Source organism: Spirosoma endbachense, assembly GCF_010233585.1.
Taxonomy (GTDB): domain Bacteria; phylum Bacteroidota; class Bacteroidia; order Cytophagales; family Spirosomataceae; genus Spirosoma; species Spirosoma endbachense.
Genome location: NZ_CP045997.1, coordinates 8,884,957 through 8,903,509, shown reverse-complemented (window position 1 = coordinate 8,903,509; position 18,553 = coordinate 8,884,957). Strand labels below are relative to the sequence as shown.

Annotated in this window: 10 protein-coding genes; 4 read left to right on the top strand and 6 right to left on the bottom strand. The window is 47.5% G+C overall.

Annotated features, from left to right (window positions below; translation table 11 throughout):
• Nucleotides 1–212: 212 nt before the first annotated feature.
• Nucleotides 213–3,230, bottom strand: a complete 3,018-nt coding sequence (locus GJR95_RS35880) for a two-component regulator propeller domain-containing protein (protein ID WP_162390436.1) — start codon at nucleotides 3,228–3,230, stop codon at nucleotides 213–215.
• A gap of 212 nt (nucleotides 3,231–3,442) precedes the next feature.
• Between GJR95_RS35880 and GJR95_RS35875 the strand changes: the two genes are divergently transcribed.
• Complete coding sequence (locus GJR95_RS35875; RefSeq protein WP_162390435.1) at nucleotides 3,443–3,844, top strand: response regulator; 402 nt, start codon at nucleotides 3,443–3,445, stop codon at nucleotides 3,842–3,844.
• 72 nt (nucleotides 3,845–3,916) lie between these two features.
• Here the strand turns inward: GJR95_RS35875 and GJR95_RS35870 are convergent, their stop codons facing one another.
• Together GJR95_RS35870 and GJR95_RS35865 are read right to left on the bottom strand one after the other, a co-directional pair.
• Nucleotides 3,917–4,612, bottom strand: a complete 696-nt coding sequence (locus GJR95_RS35870; protein WP_162390434.1) for a Crp/Fnr family transcriptional regulator — start codon at nucleotides 4,610–4,612, stop codon at nucleotides 3,917–3,919.
• Nucleotides 4,609–5,256 (bottom strand): HPP family protein, encoded by a 648-nt coding sequence (locus GJR95_RS35865; RefSeq protein WP_162390433.1) that lies wholly within the window; start codon nucleotides 5,254–5,256, stop codon nucleotides 4,609–4,611. The genes GJR95_RS35870 and GJR95_RS35865 overlap by 4 nt, the downstream gene beginning before the upstream one ends.
• A gap of 776 nt (nucleotides 5,257–6,032) precedes the next feature.
• On the opposite strand from GJR95_RS35865, the gene GJR95_RS35860 reads away from it, so the two are divergent.
• From GJR95_RS35860 to GJR95_RS35850, 3 genes are all read left to right on the top strand, one after another.
• Nucleotides 6,033–9,164: a SusC/RagA family TonB-linked outer membrane protein gene (locus tag GJR95_RS35860; RefSeq protein WP_162390432.1), complete on the top strand. Its 3,132-nt coding sequence runs from the start codon at nucleotides 6,033–6,035 to the stop codon at nucleotides 9,162–9,164.
• Nucleotides 9,165–9,199: 35 nt separating this feature from the next.
• The gene (locus GJR95_RS35855; protein WP_162390431.1) at nucleotides 9,200–10,741 is read left to right on the top strand and encodes a RagB/SusD family nutrient uptake outer membrane protein; all 1,542 of its coding nucleotides are present in this window, start codon (nucleotides 9,200–9,202) and stop codon (nucleotides 10,739–10,741) included.
• A gap of 180 nt (nucleotides 10,742–10,921) precedes the next feature.
• On the top strand, nucleotides 10,922–11,719 hold the full coding sequence (locus GJR95_RS35850; protein WP_162390430.1) for a polysaccharide deacetylase family protein: 798 nt from the start codon (nucleotides 10,922–10,924) through the stop codon (nucleotides 11,717–11,719).
• Between the two features lie 68 nt (nucleotides 11,720–11,787).
• Here the strand turns inward: GJR95_RS35850 and GJR95_RS35845 are convergent, their stop codons facing one another.
• From GJR95_RS35845 to GJR95_RS35835, 3 genes are all read right to left on the bottom strand, one after another.
• Nucleotides 11,788–12,846: a glycoside hydrolase family 43 protein gene (locus tag GJR95_RS35845; protein ID WP_162391998.1), complete on the bottom strand. Its 1,059-nt coding sequence runs from the start codon at nucleotides 12,844–12,846 to the stop codon at nucleotides 11,788–11,790.
• 555 nt (nucleotides 12,847–13,401) lie between these two features.
• Nucleotides 13,402–15,081 (bottom strand): RagB/SusD family nutrient uptake outer membrane protein, encoded by a 1,680-nt coding sequence (locus tag GJR95_RS35840; protein WP_162390429.1) that lies wholly within the window; start codon nucleotides 15,079–15,081, stop codon nucleotides 13,402–13,404.
• A 53-nt stretch (nucleotides 15,082–15,134) separates the two neighbouring features.
• Complete coding sequence (locus GJR95_RS35835; protein ID WP_162390428.1) at nucleotides 15,135–18,383, bottom strand: TonB-dependent receptor; 3,249 nt, start codon at nucleotides 18,381–18,383, stop codon at nucleotides 15,135–15,137.
• Nucleotides 18,384–18,553: the final 170 nt, after the last annotated feature.

Below are 18,553 nucleotides of genomic sequence, written 5' to 3'. Positions count from 1 at the left end.
CAAAATATGCCAAAGGGGTAAGTATATGATTTAATGATTCAGGCATCATCTATATATGCGTTTAGGTTAATAATTACGCATATAGTATCCGTACAATTTAGTTATTTAATCAATAGCGAAAGCTTATCTATCCAATAATATAATAGTACTAACGACTATGCGTCGAAATACAATCGACAACGAATACGATTGATACGCGGCTTTGCGTTAAATCAGGACTTTTTGATGGGAATATTCATTTCTACACGGGTTCCCACGGGCGTATTCTCTGCATCGAACAGGTCAATAATCTCAAGCCGCGCCAGGCTGTCTTTGCGCCGGAGTGAATCAAAAATTCCTTTAGTCATCTCCTGACCGCGCGAAATATGGCCCTCTTTGCGCGGAGTCAGCCGACGTCCTACGCCGTTATCCTGAATGATACAAACGATGTGTTCCTGTTTGATGTAAGCAGAGATAAATAGACGTTTCTCGCCCTCTTTTGGCATCAATCCGTGCCAGATCGCATTCTCTACATAGGGTTGCAGCAACATGGGCGGCAGCATGGCGTCCAGCAACACGTCATCGCTGGCAATGTCGAACGAATAACTGAATTCATGATTAAACCGGAATGATTCAATTTCAATGTACATCCGTAAGGTCTCGATGATCTGCTCGAAACGCAGGTACTGATGGCTTGAGTTTTCCAGAATACGTCGAACAAGTTTAGAGAATTTAGACAGGTATCTAACGCCTTCAATCCCCCGATCGGTGAGCAGATAATTTTGTACCGAATTAAGTGAATTGAACAGAAAATGCGGGTTCATCTGCGATTGAAGGGCCCTGAGTTTTAGCTCGCTGATTTGCAAATCCAGCTGATTGCGTTCAGCCAGCGTGTTTACCCGCCAGCGTACCAGCCCAATGATGACTCCAGCCAGCAACAACCCACTCAGGATTCTGAACCACCACGTAGCGGTAAAATGAGGTTTTACGTGAATGGTCAGTTGTAAGGCATGATCCTGCCAGTTGCCCGCATTATTACCACTTTTAAGATTAAGTCGGTACGTATTGGGTGGGAGATTTGTCAAGGACAATGTATGCTGGCTGCCGAGCCGGGTCCAGGTCGTATCGAATCCCTCTAACTGGTATTTGTACTGGTTTCTGGTGGGCGGCTCAAAATTGAGTGTCGAGAAATTGAGCGTCAATTGATTGTTGTCGGGGTGCAGTTCAATGGGTTCATTCAGGGACTGATCGAGCGGTTTGCCTTTTATGTCAATTGAACTAATAGCCAGACGAGGCACGGTTTTGGTTTTACTCAAGAGACTGAGATTAAGGACATTTATACCATTGATGTGCCCTACGATCAGCTCATCGGCCGTGTTTTTTAGAAAGCCCACCGGATAATTACTTCGGAGTCCTTCAATGGTGGTCAGGTACTTCAGGGCTCGCGTAGAGGGATTGGCAATGTGTATGCCCTCGTTTGTGCTGAACCAGATGGTGCCCTGTTTGTCTTCACAAACATTCGTACAGTATGTATCGTAAAGTTTATCCCGTTCGTAATCGAATGAAACCAGAATTTGCCCCTCGGCCGAAATTTTATTGACTCCGCCCCAGGTAGCGATCAGCATAGAGCCATTCTGACCACGTTGCAATGCATTCAGGCACATTCCGCTCAAACTCTTTCCCTTATTGATGGGCAGGTCATTAATGTTAACGAACCGGGCCCGGCTTTCATCAAAATAATAGAGTCCGTTGGGGCAGGTAGCCACCCAGATTTTCCCATCGGCGGCTTCTTCAATGGCTTTAACGTAGTTGTTTTGACTAAGTTGCTGACCCACCGAGTCGGGCCAGAGCCTGATCTGACCATTCGTCGTAAGGTCAACCACTTTCAGCCCTTCTGTATGATTGGCCAGCCAGAAACGGCCCCGACGATCCAGAAGTCCATCCCGAAACTCAGTAGCAGTAAATAGCCGGGAAGCCGCTGGCAGTACCGAAAACTTACCCGTTGTTGCTCCTCCAGCAAACACCCCCTTGTCCGTAAAAGCCACTGGACGGTTTTGAATCCATCGCAGTCGATAGGTATAGGCATTGACGGGGTAAGTTTGCAGACCGAATCGATTTGTGGCAGGCTGCCAGAGCAATGCCCCTGTGTGAGAGAGTCCCAGCATATAGTTGCCGTTGGGGAGTTGCAGGGGGCTGGTTACCTCTACCGGTAGGTTTACTGCATTTTCAGGAATGTCGACCGTTTGAATACCAGGATTGCGGTATCGGTATTTAAATACCCCTTCGCGAGTGCCAATCCAGAGAATCCCATTATCCTTATCATCATACATTGCTCTGACATGTATGCCTTTATTATAGAAATCGGGCAGGTGATAAACCTCGTTTTTTTCGGGATAGAATAAACTGATTCCTTTTTCTGTACCCACAAGCAATAGTTTCCGTCCATTTTCGTCGACAGACTCCTGCACACAGATTACGTGTTGATTCTCGAAGCCCCCAGGCAGGAAAACATACGATAAATCGTCGGGTTGAAAACGAAGGATACCTCCATCATAGGCACCAATCCAGATGGTTCCCTGCGCATCCTGCGAAGCTATTTCGAGCCGGACGGGTTTTCTACGCGCTGGCTGGTGGGCTTCCTGGCCCAGTACACAGGTAAGTCGGTCAGTCTGGCGGTCATAGGCGTAAAGCCCGATTTCGGAAATAACCCAGAGCCGATGTTGACGATCTTCAAAAAACGTAGCATCCTGATGCCTGTTTTCTACCGACGAAAGTGCATATACCCGACGTTTCCGGCGGGCGGGGTCGTATCGCTTTACAGCGGTATAATCGCATACCCAAACCTGATTGAAGGAATCGACAAATACACGCTCATGCATGTTGTTGGTTAGATCCTTATCGTTATAATTATTGGCCAGAATTGTCTGAACGGCCAGTGTTCCCGGGTTGATACGGCACAGCCCTTTGGTCGAGATGGAGGCATAGATAGATCCAGCCGAATCGGCTGAAATGCCGGAACTGTAGCCCAATGTTGCGTCGCTAACTGTACGGAATGTATACCCATCGTACCGGCAAATGCTACGGCCTGTTCCGATCCAGAGAAATCCCTGCCGATCTTTTGTAAGGCACCAAACGTCGTTAGAAGGCATTCCATCACGGGTAGTGAGGTGTTCGAGTCGCAGACCGGGCATCTGCGCACAAAGCGGCCCCGAAAGCGTCATAAGAAACAGCCCGAATAAGAAACAACGCATGTGCAAATGTAGACGCCCTTTTGGGGACCAGTAATTTAGCTGAATAAATGAAGCAATTACGCAAAATAAGATGAATCAAAAATTGAACCGATTGCTTAATTTATAGAGTGAGTCAAAAAGATAGTTATGCGGTTAATATTGGCTGCTTTTATGGTTTTACTTGTTTTGGTTCAAGGCAAAACAACATCCTGATTTTCTACTCTTTTGACACCATGCCGTCTTTAATTTCTATCATAGTCATCAGTGAGGATAGGGCATTAGCCGAGACCTTAGGTCAGGCTTCAGCTTGTTCCTTTCCAGAAGCTACGTTCCGGCAGTTTTTATGTGCGAACGAAGCCAAAACGTATTTGAAGGAGGTCAATAAAGAAAGCATTAACCTGGTTTTGCTGGATATCAATATGCAGGATAGTGCGAATGAACTGAATTTTCTGGCCTTTTTACGGGCGCGTGATGAAATGCAACAAGTACCGGTCGTTATTCTAACTGTCGCACAATTACCCTGCGATGTTGTGGCTTCCTATGCATTCAGTGCGGCTTCATTTACGTTTAAACCGTTTAGCGTCAATGACTGGAAAACGTATTTATCGCTTTGTAAGCAGACCTACTTTCCATAATACAAAGCCAATGGTTGCCATTACGCCTAAAAACGGCCTAAACAACAGCCTGTGAATTGATGAACAGCAATTTTATGCTGGTGTTACCTGTATAAAACGGGTCAGCTGATTCTGATCCAGAATGAGTATCCGTTTGCCTTTCTGTTCAATAATCGTTTCCGCTTTCAGTTCGTGGAGCATTCGAAAAAACGTTTCGTAGGTTGTTCCGGCATAGGCGGCCATGTCCTGCTGCTTCAGGCTAACATCGATAAAACCAGCAGCATCGGTGCCAAACTTTCGCTCCAGCATCAACAGGGTTTCTGCCACTCGTCCCTTCACATCCATGAGCGCCAGATCGCGCATACGTTTTTCAGCAGCTTGTAAGGCATTGGCAAAAAACTTCATCAACGCATGCGTAAGGATGTGGTTAGTCTCAAGTGAGGATTCAAAAAAAGGCAGCTCAATGTAGCAGATGGCAGCATCTTGCAGGACTGTCGCCGATACCGGAAAAATTGGCTCTTCCCCCAGACCACGATAGCCAATCATTTCGCCCGATCGGGCAAAATTGAGAATCAACTGCTTGTGGCGAGCCCACTGCTTGTGGATTTTTACGATGCCTTTATAAACAAAATAAACCCCGGTAACCGGAGTTCCCTCCGCAAAAATCAAGTCACCTTTTTTGACATGCAGTATTTTGCGGTTGGCCCGAACAACGGCCTGCCAATCGTCCTTCCCGGCCGTACAAAACAGGCAGCTACGCAGATCACACTCTGTTCGACTTTTCTTCATTCTGAAGTCATTTGCGCTACGTCCATCGTTGCCGCATCCTGTCGTTGTGTCTGGTCATGCCTATGCTTTTTCTTTCCGGCTGTTTTCCGCCAGCGCCAGGGTGCAGCCGGATACGATCGACTGGAAGGGATATTATTGACAATCAGAGCGATAAGCAATAAAATTAGAACACCCGTCATGACGGGTGTTAACGAATAGCCAAATCCCAGGCTTTTGATTTTTTCAGAACCAATGTTAGCAATGAGCGCAGTAGCTCCGGCTGGCGGATGCATGGTTTTGGTCATTTGCATACAAACGATGGACAATGAAACGGCCAACGCCGAGGATAGCCAAATCTGGTCTGGGACCAGCTTATGAATGGCAACCCCAATTAGTGAAGCCAAAAGATGGCCGCCCACTAAATTTCTGGGCTGTGCCAGCGGACTATTGGTTGCTCCGAAGATCAATACGCAGGATGCACCAAATGAACCAATCAGAAATACATCGTCCTGCTGCGTAAAGCGAGATTGCTGAAGTAAACCGATTGCCGCAATGGCCGTAAATGCACCCAGGAAAGTCCAGAAATGGTCTACTGGTTCCAGAATAGTTTGACGATAGATGACATAGCGGGCAATCCGATAACGACGTTCAATTCTTTTTTTCACAACGAGAGGTACCAATACATTTATTAAAACTATCCTTACAGGGAATCAGGATGCAAATAACGGCATAAAATATGATGTAGATCATATTTTATGCCGTTATTTAATTGTCTCCAACCGCTCCCCAGTCGATTTTTTTGATCCGATCGATACTTTTTGGCCACTGATTTTACTACCAATTGACTCTAAATTGGGGATTGCAGCACGAAGGCGTCAATGATAATGGAGTGTAACCTGGCTACCTAATTCACTGGTTAGCAAATCGCGAAGTGAACCGAATAAGAAAGTCTCCTCAAACCTGTTAAACTAGGAAAAACATAATTTCTACAAAAATTATGCAATCGGTTGCAAATTAAAATCTTATTCTGCTATTTGCATTTAGATAAGTAATAATAGTACCAATCGGAGAGTCGGTATTTATACTTCTTCATCAATTTTATCCTTTATTTCTCTAGTATATAGACCCCTGTAGTTGACTTTAGTTACCAGTAGCTTGGGTCTGATATAAACGAGTTAAAAAAAATACAAATTACGATTAACCAGTATACGTAGCATTGCCGAATAACCTTCTCAACTCACTATAACTATCCAAACAAACCTATTCCCTCTTTTAACCCCTTCCAAGAGCCTATGAAAAAAAACGTATCAGCCTAAAAAGAGTCAGCAATGCGCTACTAGTACTGACTTACAAACACATCCTTATTGCTCCTGCGAAAACCGTCCGACCTGGGATTCAGGATTTTTTTTTGCCATTACTAAACCAAAAACCCTTAAAGATTATGGTTAATCAACTACAATTACGTGGCTTACTGCGTATTTTTTTGCGACATGGGCTCTATCAGTTAGTGCTCATAGCAATCTTTACTTTGAGCGTAAAGGCACAAAACGCATCTGCCGACAAATCGATTACAGGTACCGTACTCGACGAAAAAGGAAGTCCTTTAGTCGGTGTCAATATCCAGATTAGAGGCACGACACGCGGCACCGCCAGTGATGCTCGGGGTGCTTATCGAATTGATGTTCCGAATGGAAACGCGGTGTTAGTATTCAGCTACATTGGTTATAAAAAACAGGAAATTGCGGTCAACAATCAGTCAACAATCAATGTATCGCTGGAAGGAGATGCTGGCTCACTGGAAGAAGTCGTCGTGGTAGGTTACGGTACTCAAAGGCGGTCGTCGCTGACAGGAGCCGTTTCGACCGTAACGCCGAAAGAATTAACGGCCCTGCCAGTTCCTAATGTTACGTCAGCCTTGCAGGGACGAGTGCCGGGGGTATCGGTTGTCAACAATGGCGGACCGGGTAGCTCGCCTATTGTACAGATCCGGGGAATCGGGTCGATTAACTATGCATCAGGACCGCTCTACGTCATCGACGGCGTACCGACGGGCGATCTGAATAGCTTCAATACCAATGATATCGAATCACTCGAAGTACTCAAAGATGCCAGTTCGGCTGCTATTTATGGATCGAGGGCTTCGAATGGTGTGATCCTGATTACAACCAAAAAAGGTGGTCGGGATAGTAAAATTCGCATTTCGCTGGACTCGTACGTCGGTACGCAGAGTGCCTGGCATAAAGTCGATGTGCTCAACAGGGATCAGTATGTGCAATATGCCAAAGCCCTGACCTCAAATGCGGGTATCCCCACACCGGGCCGCCTGAGCGACCTGAACCAACCTATTTACGCTGGGGCAACGCAAACCTTTGCCCAAACTGAAACGAACTGGCAAAACGAACTTTTCCGGAACGCGCCAATAGCCCAGCATCAGCTTTCCTTGTCGGGAGGAAATGCCGTTTCCCGCTTCTTCGCATCGGGGAGCTACTTCAAACAGAATGGCATTATGAAGGGCACCGATTTTGAACGGGGTTCGTTACGGTTAAATTCTGACCACCAGGTCGCTAAATTTCTGACGATTGGTCAGACACTGACAGCCGCATACAGCAACCAGCGGGCAGAGCCATCTGCCGATCGGTCGCAGTTGATGCATGCCATCCGCATGATGCCCTACTGGCCAACAACTGATCCCACGAAAGTAGGTGGATTTAGTGCACCCACCGCGCTCGATGGCTCTGACCCGGAAAACCCGCTCCGCGCCCTGACCATGGACGTTACCCGGACTAAGTTCCTGAAAGCCTTCGCCACGGTCTATGCCGATGTCAGGCTGACCAGTTTTCTGAAATACCGCTTTAATTACGGGGTCGATCTGGGCTTTACAAACGGGAGCACTTTTAATCCGATTTACAACGATGGATACGTTCAGCGTACCTCAGCAACGGTTTCGCAGGTGCGTAATACAAACATCTCTCAGGTAATCACCAATCAGCTTTCGTTTGATAAAACCTTTGGGAAACACTCCCTCAGCGTACTGGCAGTGGCAGAAACCCAAAAGGTGCTGTCTACCGGTCTGACAGGTTCGGGTACCCGGCCTAATAACGATCTCGATGTGATTCAGGGCGTTAGCAATCCTTCGATAACCAGCACGCGGGCCGAAACGGACCTGATATCGTACGTGGGTCGTGTTAATTATGATTACGAAGGTAAATACCTGCTGAGTGCCTCGATTCGCCGGGATGGCTCCTCCTTATTTGCTCCAGGCAACAAGTGGGGTAACTTCCCATCGGCTTCCGTGGGCTGGCGTATTAACCAGGAGGGCTTTATGAAAGGTATGCCACAGTTGTCGGAGTTGAAACTACGGGCCAGTTACGGCAGAACCGGATTCAATGGCATTAACAACTACGCCTGGCAGTCGCTGGTGCAGGCAGATGCTACCGCCTATCCCTTTGGCAGCGCCAACAGTTTAGGCTCTTATTTCAACTCATTAGGCAATACCGAACTGAAGTGGGAAACCACCGACATGGTCAATGTGGGCGTGGACGTAGGCTTATTCAATAATCGAATTACCTTCACCGGCGAAGTATACAACCGGTTTACCGATGGGCTTATTCTGGCGGTTCCCATTCCCAATTCCATTGGGTACACCAATGCGCCGGTTGCGAACATTGGGAGCATGAAAAACTGGGGGTACGAGTTCCAGGCAGGTTATAATTACGCAAAGGGTGATTTCCGGGGGAACGTATCGGCTAATGTCGGAATCACCCGCAACCGGGTGTTGAGTCTGGCTACACCAACGGCGTCCATCTATGCGGGCCAGAATGCTGATTATGGCGGATTCGATATCACCAAAACTGAAGTTGGGCAGCCCATTCAGTCGTTCTACGGCTGGCAGGTAGATGGCATTTTCCAGGATCAGGCTGCCATTAATACAGCGAATGCTGTCGATGGCAACGACAAAACTCTGTATCAGGATAAAGCGGCACCCGGTGATATCAAGTTTAAAGACCTCAATGGCGATGGTAAAATTGACGCCAATGACCGGACCTATCTGGGAAGCTATCTGCCTAAATTTAACTACGGAGCTAACTTCAGCGGTACGTATAAAAACTTCGACTTTACGCTCTATCTGCAAGGCGTTCAGGGCAATAAGATTTACAATGGCACAAAGGTCGTTACGCAGGGAATGCTTCGCCTGTTCAATGCAGGCACGGCCGTTTTGAATGCCTGGACACCAACCAACACCAATACCGATGTTCCCAGGGCAGTTAGTGGCGATCCTAACAACAACAGCCGCACATCTGACCGCTTCCTTGAAGATGGCTCGTACATGCGGATCAAGAATCTGACGATTGGTTATTCGATTCCGGTCAAGGTGCTGGGTGGGCTCACAAACGGGGTCGTTAGCAAAGTTCGGGTATACGTTTCAACCCAGAACCTGCTGACACTGACCAAATACACGGGCTACGATCCGGAAATTGGTTCCCGCAATGGAACACTGCTACGGAGCGGTATCGACTATGCCAGCTATCCGCAGGCACGCACGTTCCTGGCGGGACTTCAGCTTACGTTCTAATTGGTTTTTTGACGACCTCAACTCCTATTATTTCCATGAAAAGACACTATTATTTAACCAGCGCTTTGCTACTGAGCGTTGCTATTGGGTGTAATGACAAAAGTTTAGATCAACTCAACCCGAACGCCGTTACAACCGATAGTTACTTTAAGACCGATGTGCAGATAAAGAGTGCCACAAATGGCATATACGCGGCTCTTCAATCGACTAACCTGGTGGCGCGTGAGTGGTTTTTTACCGAAGACCTTCGTTCTGACGATGTGTCGGCTGGAGGAGGGCAGCTCGAAACACCCCGTAACCAGTTGCTAACCGGTGTTCACGATACGGGTAATTCGCTGGTAAGTGCCGTCTGGACGGGTGCTTATCGGATCATTCACCGGGCCAATGTTGTGATCGACAAAGCGGCTGCCTCCACGTCTACCTTAACGGCCAGTGTGGCTGCTCAGGCAACCGGAGAAGCCAAATTCCTGCGAGCCTGGTCCTATTTTGAGTTGGTGAGTCTATGGGGTGGGGTACCATTGTATAAAAACTACGTTACCTCACTGGCCGGTTCGGCACCCCGTTCGCCGGAGGCTGATGTGTACGCATTTATCGTTGCTGATTTGAAGGCGGCTCAGGAGGCACTTCCTGCTACGTATGATGCTGCCAATCAGGGTCGGGCCACGAAAGGAGCGGCTCAGATGCTGTTAGCCCGCGTTTATATGCAACAGGGCGATTACGCCAATGCCAAAACGGAGCTTCAGAAAATCATCAGCTCGGGTACGTATCAACTGGTTGATGAGTATAACGACAATTTCATTGAAGAAACTGAGTTCAATAAAGAGTCGATCTGGGAGGTTAACTTTTTACCATCGGGCGGCACATTTAACTGGGGTGGCGATGGTGATGGCGCTTCGGGTGGCGAAGAAACCGTTCGGACTCAGGAGTATTCGGGTATCGGCTGGCGCAACATCATTCCGTCGAATAGCCTGCTGGCTGAATTTGAAAAAACCTCTAAAGGCGATGCCAAGACTGATCCACGTTATGCTAAATCGGTGTATACCACGGGCGATAAATTCAATAACGGGCAGAATGTCCTGACTGACGCTCAGCAGAATGGCTTCAGTTCGATGGTCGATGGCAAAGAACAGAAAATAAGCTGGCGGAAGTTTACTCTGATGTACAAAGCAGGCGTTTCGACTACGGGAGGCATTAACCAGCGTATTATGCGTTACGCCGAGACACTGCTGGCGATGGCCGAGTGCGAAAATGAGTTAGGGAATATGGCCAGTGCCGTTACCTATCTGAACATGATTCGGAATCGCGCTAGTGTGGCTATGCCCGTTTACCCAACAGCGAACTATCCGGTTTCGACAAAAGATCAGGTATTCACTGCCATTATGCACGAACGCCGAATTGAGCTAAATGGTGAAGAAATCCGGAATCGGGATATCTTGCGCTGGCGTAAGCTTGGTAAGTTGAAAACCGAGCCTCTTGCTTACTTCCAGAAGGGCAAACATGAGCTACTACCCATTCCCCAGCAGGAAATTGACAATAACCCCAACATTGGCCTCAAGGGTCAGAATCCTGGTTATTGATCGTATGGTGTTTGGTATGTGATTAAGAATGACACCGGGATGATCCCGGTGTCATTCTTATAATAAATAGATAAAGAGCTGCCTTTTGTGGTGTCGGTTTTGAGAAACCGACACCACAAAAGGCAGCCAATAAGCGCTTATCCAGTTACCTGAACAAGATACAACCTACAGCGTCATAGCATGAAAAAAATAGCCTTACTTAGTTTATTGCTACTCACCCACACCCTGACATTCGCGCAAAATTCTACCGTCTGGAACGGAAAAAAATGTGCGGTGGCACTCACCTACGACGATGCCTTACTGGTGCATCTGGACAATGTCATTCCGGTTATGGATTCGTTAGGTTTGAAAGGAACGTTCTATTTATCAGGCTATTTCCCCGGCTTCGTGAACTATATACCGCGCTGGCGATCAGCGGCTGTTAACGGGCATGAGTTAGCCAACCATACGCTGTTTCATCCCTGCGCTGGCGACCGGCCCGGCCGAGAATGGGTGAAACCAGCCAACGATTTGAGCAAGTACACCGTCCAGCGGATGACGGACGAAATCAGGATGACCAACATCCTGCTCAAAACCCTTGATGGCCAATCAGCCCGGACTTTTGCTTATCCGTGTGGTGACACTAAAATTGGCGATGTGGATTACTACAAGTCCGTAGAAGGTGATTTTGTGGCTGCACGAGGGACAAAAAGCGAGATGAAACCGATCACTGAAATCAATTTTGCCGACATTGGATCGTATGCCATCAATGGGCAGTCGGGTGAACAAATGATTGACTTAGTAAAAAAAGCGCAGGAAACGAATTCCTTGCTCGTCTTCCTGTTTCATGGCGTCGGCGGTGGACACTCCCTGAATGTTGCGCTGGCGGAACACAACAAACTAGTACAGTATCTAAAACAGCATGAATCGGACATCTGGGTAGCGCCATTCATTGAAGTGGCTCAATACGCAAAGGCCCATCAATCGAAGCATAAATAGATTTGACAATGAACAAAAAGCTATCGTCTGAATTCAGACGGTAGCTTTTTGTTGGTAGAAGTATAACGTTAGGGTGTAATGGTTTCCAAAGAACCATCAGGCTTGCGCTTCAATTCGCGTACTTTGATATTCCGCAAATGCGTTTTACCCGATAACTCGACGTCGTGGTAAAAGATATACCACTTTCCCTTGAATTCAACAATGGAATGGTGTGTCGTCCAGCCAGTTACTGGCTTCATGAATGTACCCTGATACGTGAACGGACCATAGGGTGATTTACTGGTCGCGTATGCCAAAAAGTGAGTATCACCGGTCGAATAGGAGAAGTAATAGGTTCCGTTGTATTTGTGCATCCAGGCACCTTCGAAGAAACGTCGGTCATGGTCACCCGCCAGCAGCGGCTTCCCATTCTTGTCGATAATTTTTACCTCTTTGACCGGCTCATCGAATTTGAGCATATCCTTGCTCATCCGAACGACTTTAGCACTCAAGGCGGGTTCGTTGTCTTTGCCTAAATCTGTTTTTAAGTTTTTATTATACTTGCCTGTAGCCCAGCGCTGTAGCTGACCGCCCCAGATGCCACCAAAGTACATATAGGTTTTCCCGTCGGTATCCGTAAAAACCGCTGGATCGATGCTATAACTACCCGGTATGGGAGCGGGTTCGGCTTTAAACGGCCCGGTCGGTGATTTGCTGGTCGCTACGCCCATTCGGAACACATCCTGTTTATCCTTCACGGGAAAGTAGAGATAATAGGTTCCATTTTTGTAAGCTGCATCGGGTGCCCACATCTGACGGCCTGCCCAGGGAACATCCTTAATATCCAGTGCCACCCCATGATCGGTTACCTTACTATTGATGTTGTCCATTGAGAAAACATGATAGTCGCGCATGTTAAAATGGCCTCCTTCATCATCCTGGGGCACGTTTGCTTCAATATCGTGCGATGGATAAATGTAAATCTTCCCATTGAACACGTGAGCCGACGGGTCCGCTGTGTATAGCGCAGTAACCAGCGGTTTGGGTTTAGCCGGGGCAGATTTGGTGGTTGTCTGGCAAATACCAGCACTTAGCCCAACACTCACAAACGTTATGGCAGCAAGGGTAAATTTATTCAGGATGAACATAAACTGGAGGTTATTTAAACTAGTGGTCTGCATTGATTAAGAGAGTTGGTCAGCTTATGCCTGAGCGTTTATAAATGAGATGGTTTCAGCCGTTCCGAGGCAATCGCGTTGTAAAGCTATATTTTTTGACATGGTTTTGCAATCGGTTGCAATTATAATAATTAGCAGGAACTTTATAGTTAAAAGAACGTCAGACAGGTTTTTTACACTGAAAAACAGTTACCAGAATTAGTTGTAAGCTGCGAAGGAAGCCAGGCTGGTTTAGTCTATTTTCTGGCTGAAAACAGAAAAAACCCTTATGGAAATCCAAAGGGCTTTTTGCACTATCAACCTATGAATTAGCAAAGCAATCGTGGGCATTGGCGTGAGGTCAGGTTCTTCAACCAGACCCTGCGAGTACGGTTCGCTGTGTCGGTTTAACAAACCAACACCACGCCGGCACCACATCATCGACTTTATTACAGCCTAAATAGCCGATCTATAAATGAATGTGGTTGATGACAACCCTAAAAACCGCATCGGCGGCCCGGCTTTTAGGGTTAAATTGGCCGAGCACTAATTATAACCCGGATTCTGAACGAATTCTGTTTTATTCTGTAAAACATCGATCTCAACACGAGGAATTGGCCGCATCAAATGATACGATTTCACATTGGGAGCAGCGTCCAGATTGTATTTAGCCAGTCGCTCGATCAACTTTCCGGTTCGTTTTAGATCAAACCAGCGCAGTTGTTCACCAACGAATTCCCGAGCCCGTTCGTCCAGCATAAAATCCAGTGTCATATCGGTGGCTTTCACGATCATCTGGTCGCTTTTTCCAGGCAGCGCAGCCCGCTTTCTAACCACATTGACATAATCAGCGGCACTACCCGTATTGCCCAGCTTCATGCTGGCTTCTGCTGCGATCATATACATTTCTGATAATCGAAAAACGAACGCATCCCGTTTGCTGTTCACCACGTCTTTGGCCGAACGGCTCGGATCAGCAAATTTCCAAAGTCCAGCATAGCGCCACCGTGGAATGACAGGCACACCATTCGCCTGATAAACATCGTTGGCATCATAAATCGTATAGGGTTTCGATTTGCGGTATGTATCCGTAACTGCCCGCTTTGATACGACGGCAATCGTGTCGCCCAGCTTCATGCCAGCGGGCAGTGTTGTTGGATCATTCGCCCACCAGACCGTCCGGAATGAACCGGCCCAGCGTGCGTCTTTCGTTTCGTCGTAGAGGTCAATTAAATACTTTGAAGGCATATACTGTAAGAGTGATCTCCCCGATTCCAGATCATACTGCCAGCCTTTCAGCCCATTGAAATAAGGGATAAACATCAGGTGACCATGATGGCCGCCCTCCCAGAGCCAGTAATAACCCAGATCATCGTAGCGACCATAGTCATTGAGCGTATTATTCTCTGAATAGTTGACAAACCAGATCACTTCTTTATTGGTGCTACCGCTGCTGTTCGCTATATCCCAGAGAGCCTTATAATTCTCTGTCAATTTGAAATCATAGCTTTTAATAACCCGGTCGGCCATTGCCAGCGCTTCGGTGTTTTTGTCGCGGGTCAGGTACAGACGCGCCAGAAACGCAGCCACTGCGGGTTCGGTTATGCGTCCACCCTGCGGAGTCACCACCCCTTTTATAGTTGTAAGGGCCGTTTCCAGATCACTGAATATGAGCTTATAAACCTCATCGACAGGCGCTCTGAGGGCTGTTATTTCAGGTTCGGTCGTCTCCTGGGTACGCAACGGAATAGCACCAAAGGTTTCAACCAGATGGTAGTAATAAAAAGCTCTCAGGAAACGAACTTCACCTTCCCGAATAGCTTTCAGATTAGCGGGCAACGGCGAATTCTTGATTCGGGCGATGGCGGTGTTACAGGTGTTAATGCCCCGGTAAAAGCTTTTCCAGACAAAAATCAACCCGCCTTCAGTTGCCTGTAGATTGGAGTTATAATCAAAATAGGGGTACGATCCGTTTGCGGTATTGCCGAACTGCATTTCGTCGGTACCCGCTTCTGTCAACAGATAGCCAACCGTTTTACCGTACCAGATGCGGGTGGGTGCATAGCAGGAATTAACCAGACTCTCAATGCCTTCTGTGGTTTTATAAAAGACATCGGCGGTTACCGTGTTTTTGTTGTTTTCTTCCAGAAAACTAGAGCAGGAGGACAGCCCCCACAGTCCGGTACAAATCGTAGAAAGCAGTATATAATTAAGGATCTTTTTCATATTAAGATTAAGGAAAGACAGTGTCTTGAATCAACAAAGACTACGTAAAGAGTTTAGAAACTGACGTTAAGGCCAACGATAAGCTGTTTGGTCAGCGGGAAATCGACGGAACCGCCCCGCTCAGGATCGTAATCCTTCAGTTTACTGAATGTGAAAAAGTTTTTCGCAGTCGAATAGATCGTTACGTTACTCAGCGGAGTCTTTTTCAGCAGGGTTTTCGGCAGGTTATAACTTAGCCGGATGTCCTTAATTTTCCAGAAGGACCCATCGATATACCCCAGCGTCGATATGTACTGGTCGGTATGGCTAAGCCAAGGACGCGAGTAGGCATTGGTTGGGTTTTCGGGCGTCCAATAGTCGGCGACTGCCGCCGTACCACCCGGATAAAAATAGCCGAGATACTGGCTGGAAATCAGCTGGCCAGCCCGTACGTAAACCAGCACCGAGAGGTTGAAATTACCGTACGTAAAGTTGTTGGTTATGCCACCCGACCATTTCGGCGATGCCTGTCCCAGCACGATGCGGTCATCACTGGCAGTAATCTTACCGTCGTTGTTCTGATCCCGAACTTTGATTTCGCCGGGCACTTTGTTGTATTTAGCCGCTTCGTCTTTTTCAGCCGTTTGCCAGATGCCGGTTTTTTCATAATCGTAGAAAACCCGAAGTGGTTTGCCAACAAACCAGGCTTTAGACACGTCGTCGCCCCCAACACTGAGCGCCACAATCTCTTCTTTGTAGGTTGCCAGATTCAGATCAGTCGACCAGGAGAACTTGGGCGACGTGTAATTGCGGGTAGAAATAAGCAGATCGACACCTCTGGTTTTGGTTTTCCCTACGTTGGCAACAGTGGTACTGTATCCCGTCAGAGAGGGCAGAATACGATCCATCAACAGATCGCTGGTGTTGGTCCGGTATACGTCGATAGAACCGGTCAGCCGATTTTTGAAAAAGCCGAAGTCAAGTCCAACGTTGACGGTTGCGGTTTTCTCCCAGCCTAAATCTTTGTTTGCCAATAACTTGGGCCAATACCCGAAAGCAGGCGTTTCATCAAATGAATAGGCGATTTTACTAAGCCCTCCCTGCGTCTGGTAAGCGGCAATGGCACTGTTTCCAGAAATCCCATAGCTGGCCCTGAGTTTCATTTCGGAGAACAGGTTTCCGGAATTTGTCATAAACGACTCATCCAGCATACGCCAGGCAACCGCCACCGACGGGAAGTAGGCCCACTTATGTCCCGCTGCCAGTACCGATGCTCCATCGGCGCGTAACGACGCGGTTAACAGATACCGATCTTTATATTTGTAGTTCAGGCGACCAAAAACCGATGCCAGCGAACTTTCGACCAGACTACTGTTTGTAATAATGTCTTTGGTGTTGGTATTCAGGTTGTAAAAAAGCGATGACGAAAACGGCTGATCTTTTCCTTCTCCCGAAAAATTAACGGTTCGGTAGCTAATCATACTTGTCCCAACCATGGCGTTAAGGGAGTGATCGCTGATGATTTTGGTATAATTCAGTACGTTTTCCCAGGTCCAGTTACGGTTTTTGATATCAGCCAACGCTGCCCGCGAATACCCGCTGTTGACCCCAGCCAGTGTTGTGTTTTTCCCTTCAAAAATACCCTGCTGACTGGTAGCGATATCGATACCAAAGCTCGAACGGAGCGACAGGTCTTTCAGAATCGACCATTCGCCAAAACCGAGCATAAATATTCGACTGCTTGACGTCAGGTTGGAATAATTGTCAGGGCTTTCATCAAGAAGCGGGTTATAGACCAGCGTACCCGGAAACGGATACGTTTTGATCGAACCATCATCATTGTAAGGAATTCCCAGCGGTGAGTTTTTCTGAAGATTCCAGAAACTGGTATTCCGTCGTTGCTGCGTTGACGAATTGAAATTCAGCACCATTCCAATTTTCAGGTTATTCAGGACCTGATGGTCGAGATTAAGGTGCTGAACAAACCGTCGTAGCTGATCATATTTGAGCAGACCGCGCTCGTTGAAATATTCGGATGACAGGCGAAATTTCGTTTTTTCGTTGCCCCCCGAAATCGCAATATGGTTGTTCTGAACGCTCCCGTTTCGCAGCATTAAACTAACCCAATCGGTATTGACTCCTTTTCGGATATTTTCCAGCTGCACATTGAAAACCTTCTCATCATCGGCTGGGCTACTCCACTGACCGGCTGCCCGATAGGCCTCACGAGTCATGGCAACATACTGATCTGTATTGGTAACGTGTTGATAATCAACCGGATTATTGATTCCGTAGTAGTTATTGAATTCAACTTTGGTTTTGCCGACCTTCCCGCTTTTGGTGGTGATCAGCACAACACCATTGGCCCCTCTCGACCCATAAATGGCAGTTGACGAAGCATCTTTTAACACATCGACGGAGGCAATATCATTCGGATTGATATCGATATACGACCCATACTGAATCCCATCGACCAGAATCAGCGGCTGGTTGGAAGCATTTAGTGACCGGTTTCCGCGAATGGTAAAATTGAGGGGTGCGCCCGTTTCACCACTGCTTCGGGTCAGATCCATACCCGCTACTTTTCCCTGTAGGGTTTCCAGCGCATTGACGACCGGAGTAGACGTAATCTGGGTTTCTTTGATGGATACTACCGACCCGGTCAGATCTCTTTTTTGCACCTGTCCGTATCCAACCACAACCACTTCATCCAGCGAATTGAGATCCGGCTGCATGGTCAGCGCCAGCGTGGTCTGATTGCCAATGACTACATCCTGGCTCTTATAACCGACAAACGAAAGCGTCAGCGTCACCCTCTCAGCCGGAACACTAAGTCTGAACTGGCCTTTTGCATCGCTGGTCGTTCCCCGCGCGGTTCCTTTGATAACAATGCTGACACCGGGAAGCTTTTCCCCTTTCTCATCGGTAACGGTACCGGTAATTACCTGATCGGCCGCTTCGGGCTCGGGCAAGGCATCCTCTATCTTTGTTTCAGCATCCTGAACAATACTGTCTAAAACAATATGTCCATTAATAAGCTGATAGGTCAGATTTAGTGGCCTAAGCAGTTGGTCCAGTGCATCGCCCAGCCGCACATTGTTCAGATGGATCGTGACGGGTCGGTCAACCCCAATATTGCGGGAACTGTACACGAACTTTATCGACGTTTGCTTCTCGATCTGTCCGATAACTGTTCGAAGGCGTTGCCCTTCGGTGTGCAGCGATATCGACTTATTGAGAAGCTCCTGCGCTTTGCCGTCGAAGCCATAGGACAGGCCCACAAACGTGATAAACAAAAAGAGTTGTACAACAGATAGTTTCATAAGCAGCAGAAAAAACGGTATACGTCGGCTGCATGACCAACTCAATAGAGCTGAATCAAATTTTTTCATACCTTTAAGGGTTTGTTAAATGGACGATTTGACAAATAAACCCCTCATTCACTGGGCAGTGCAATGCCACAGATGAATAGCTTACCAGGCTCCATGAGGGA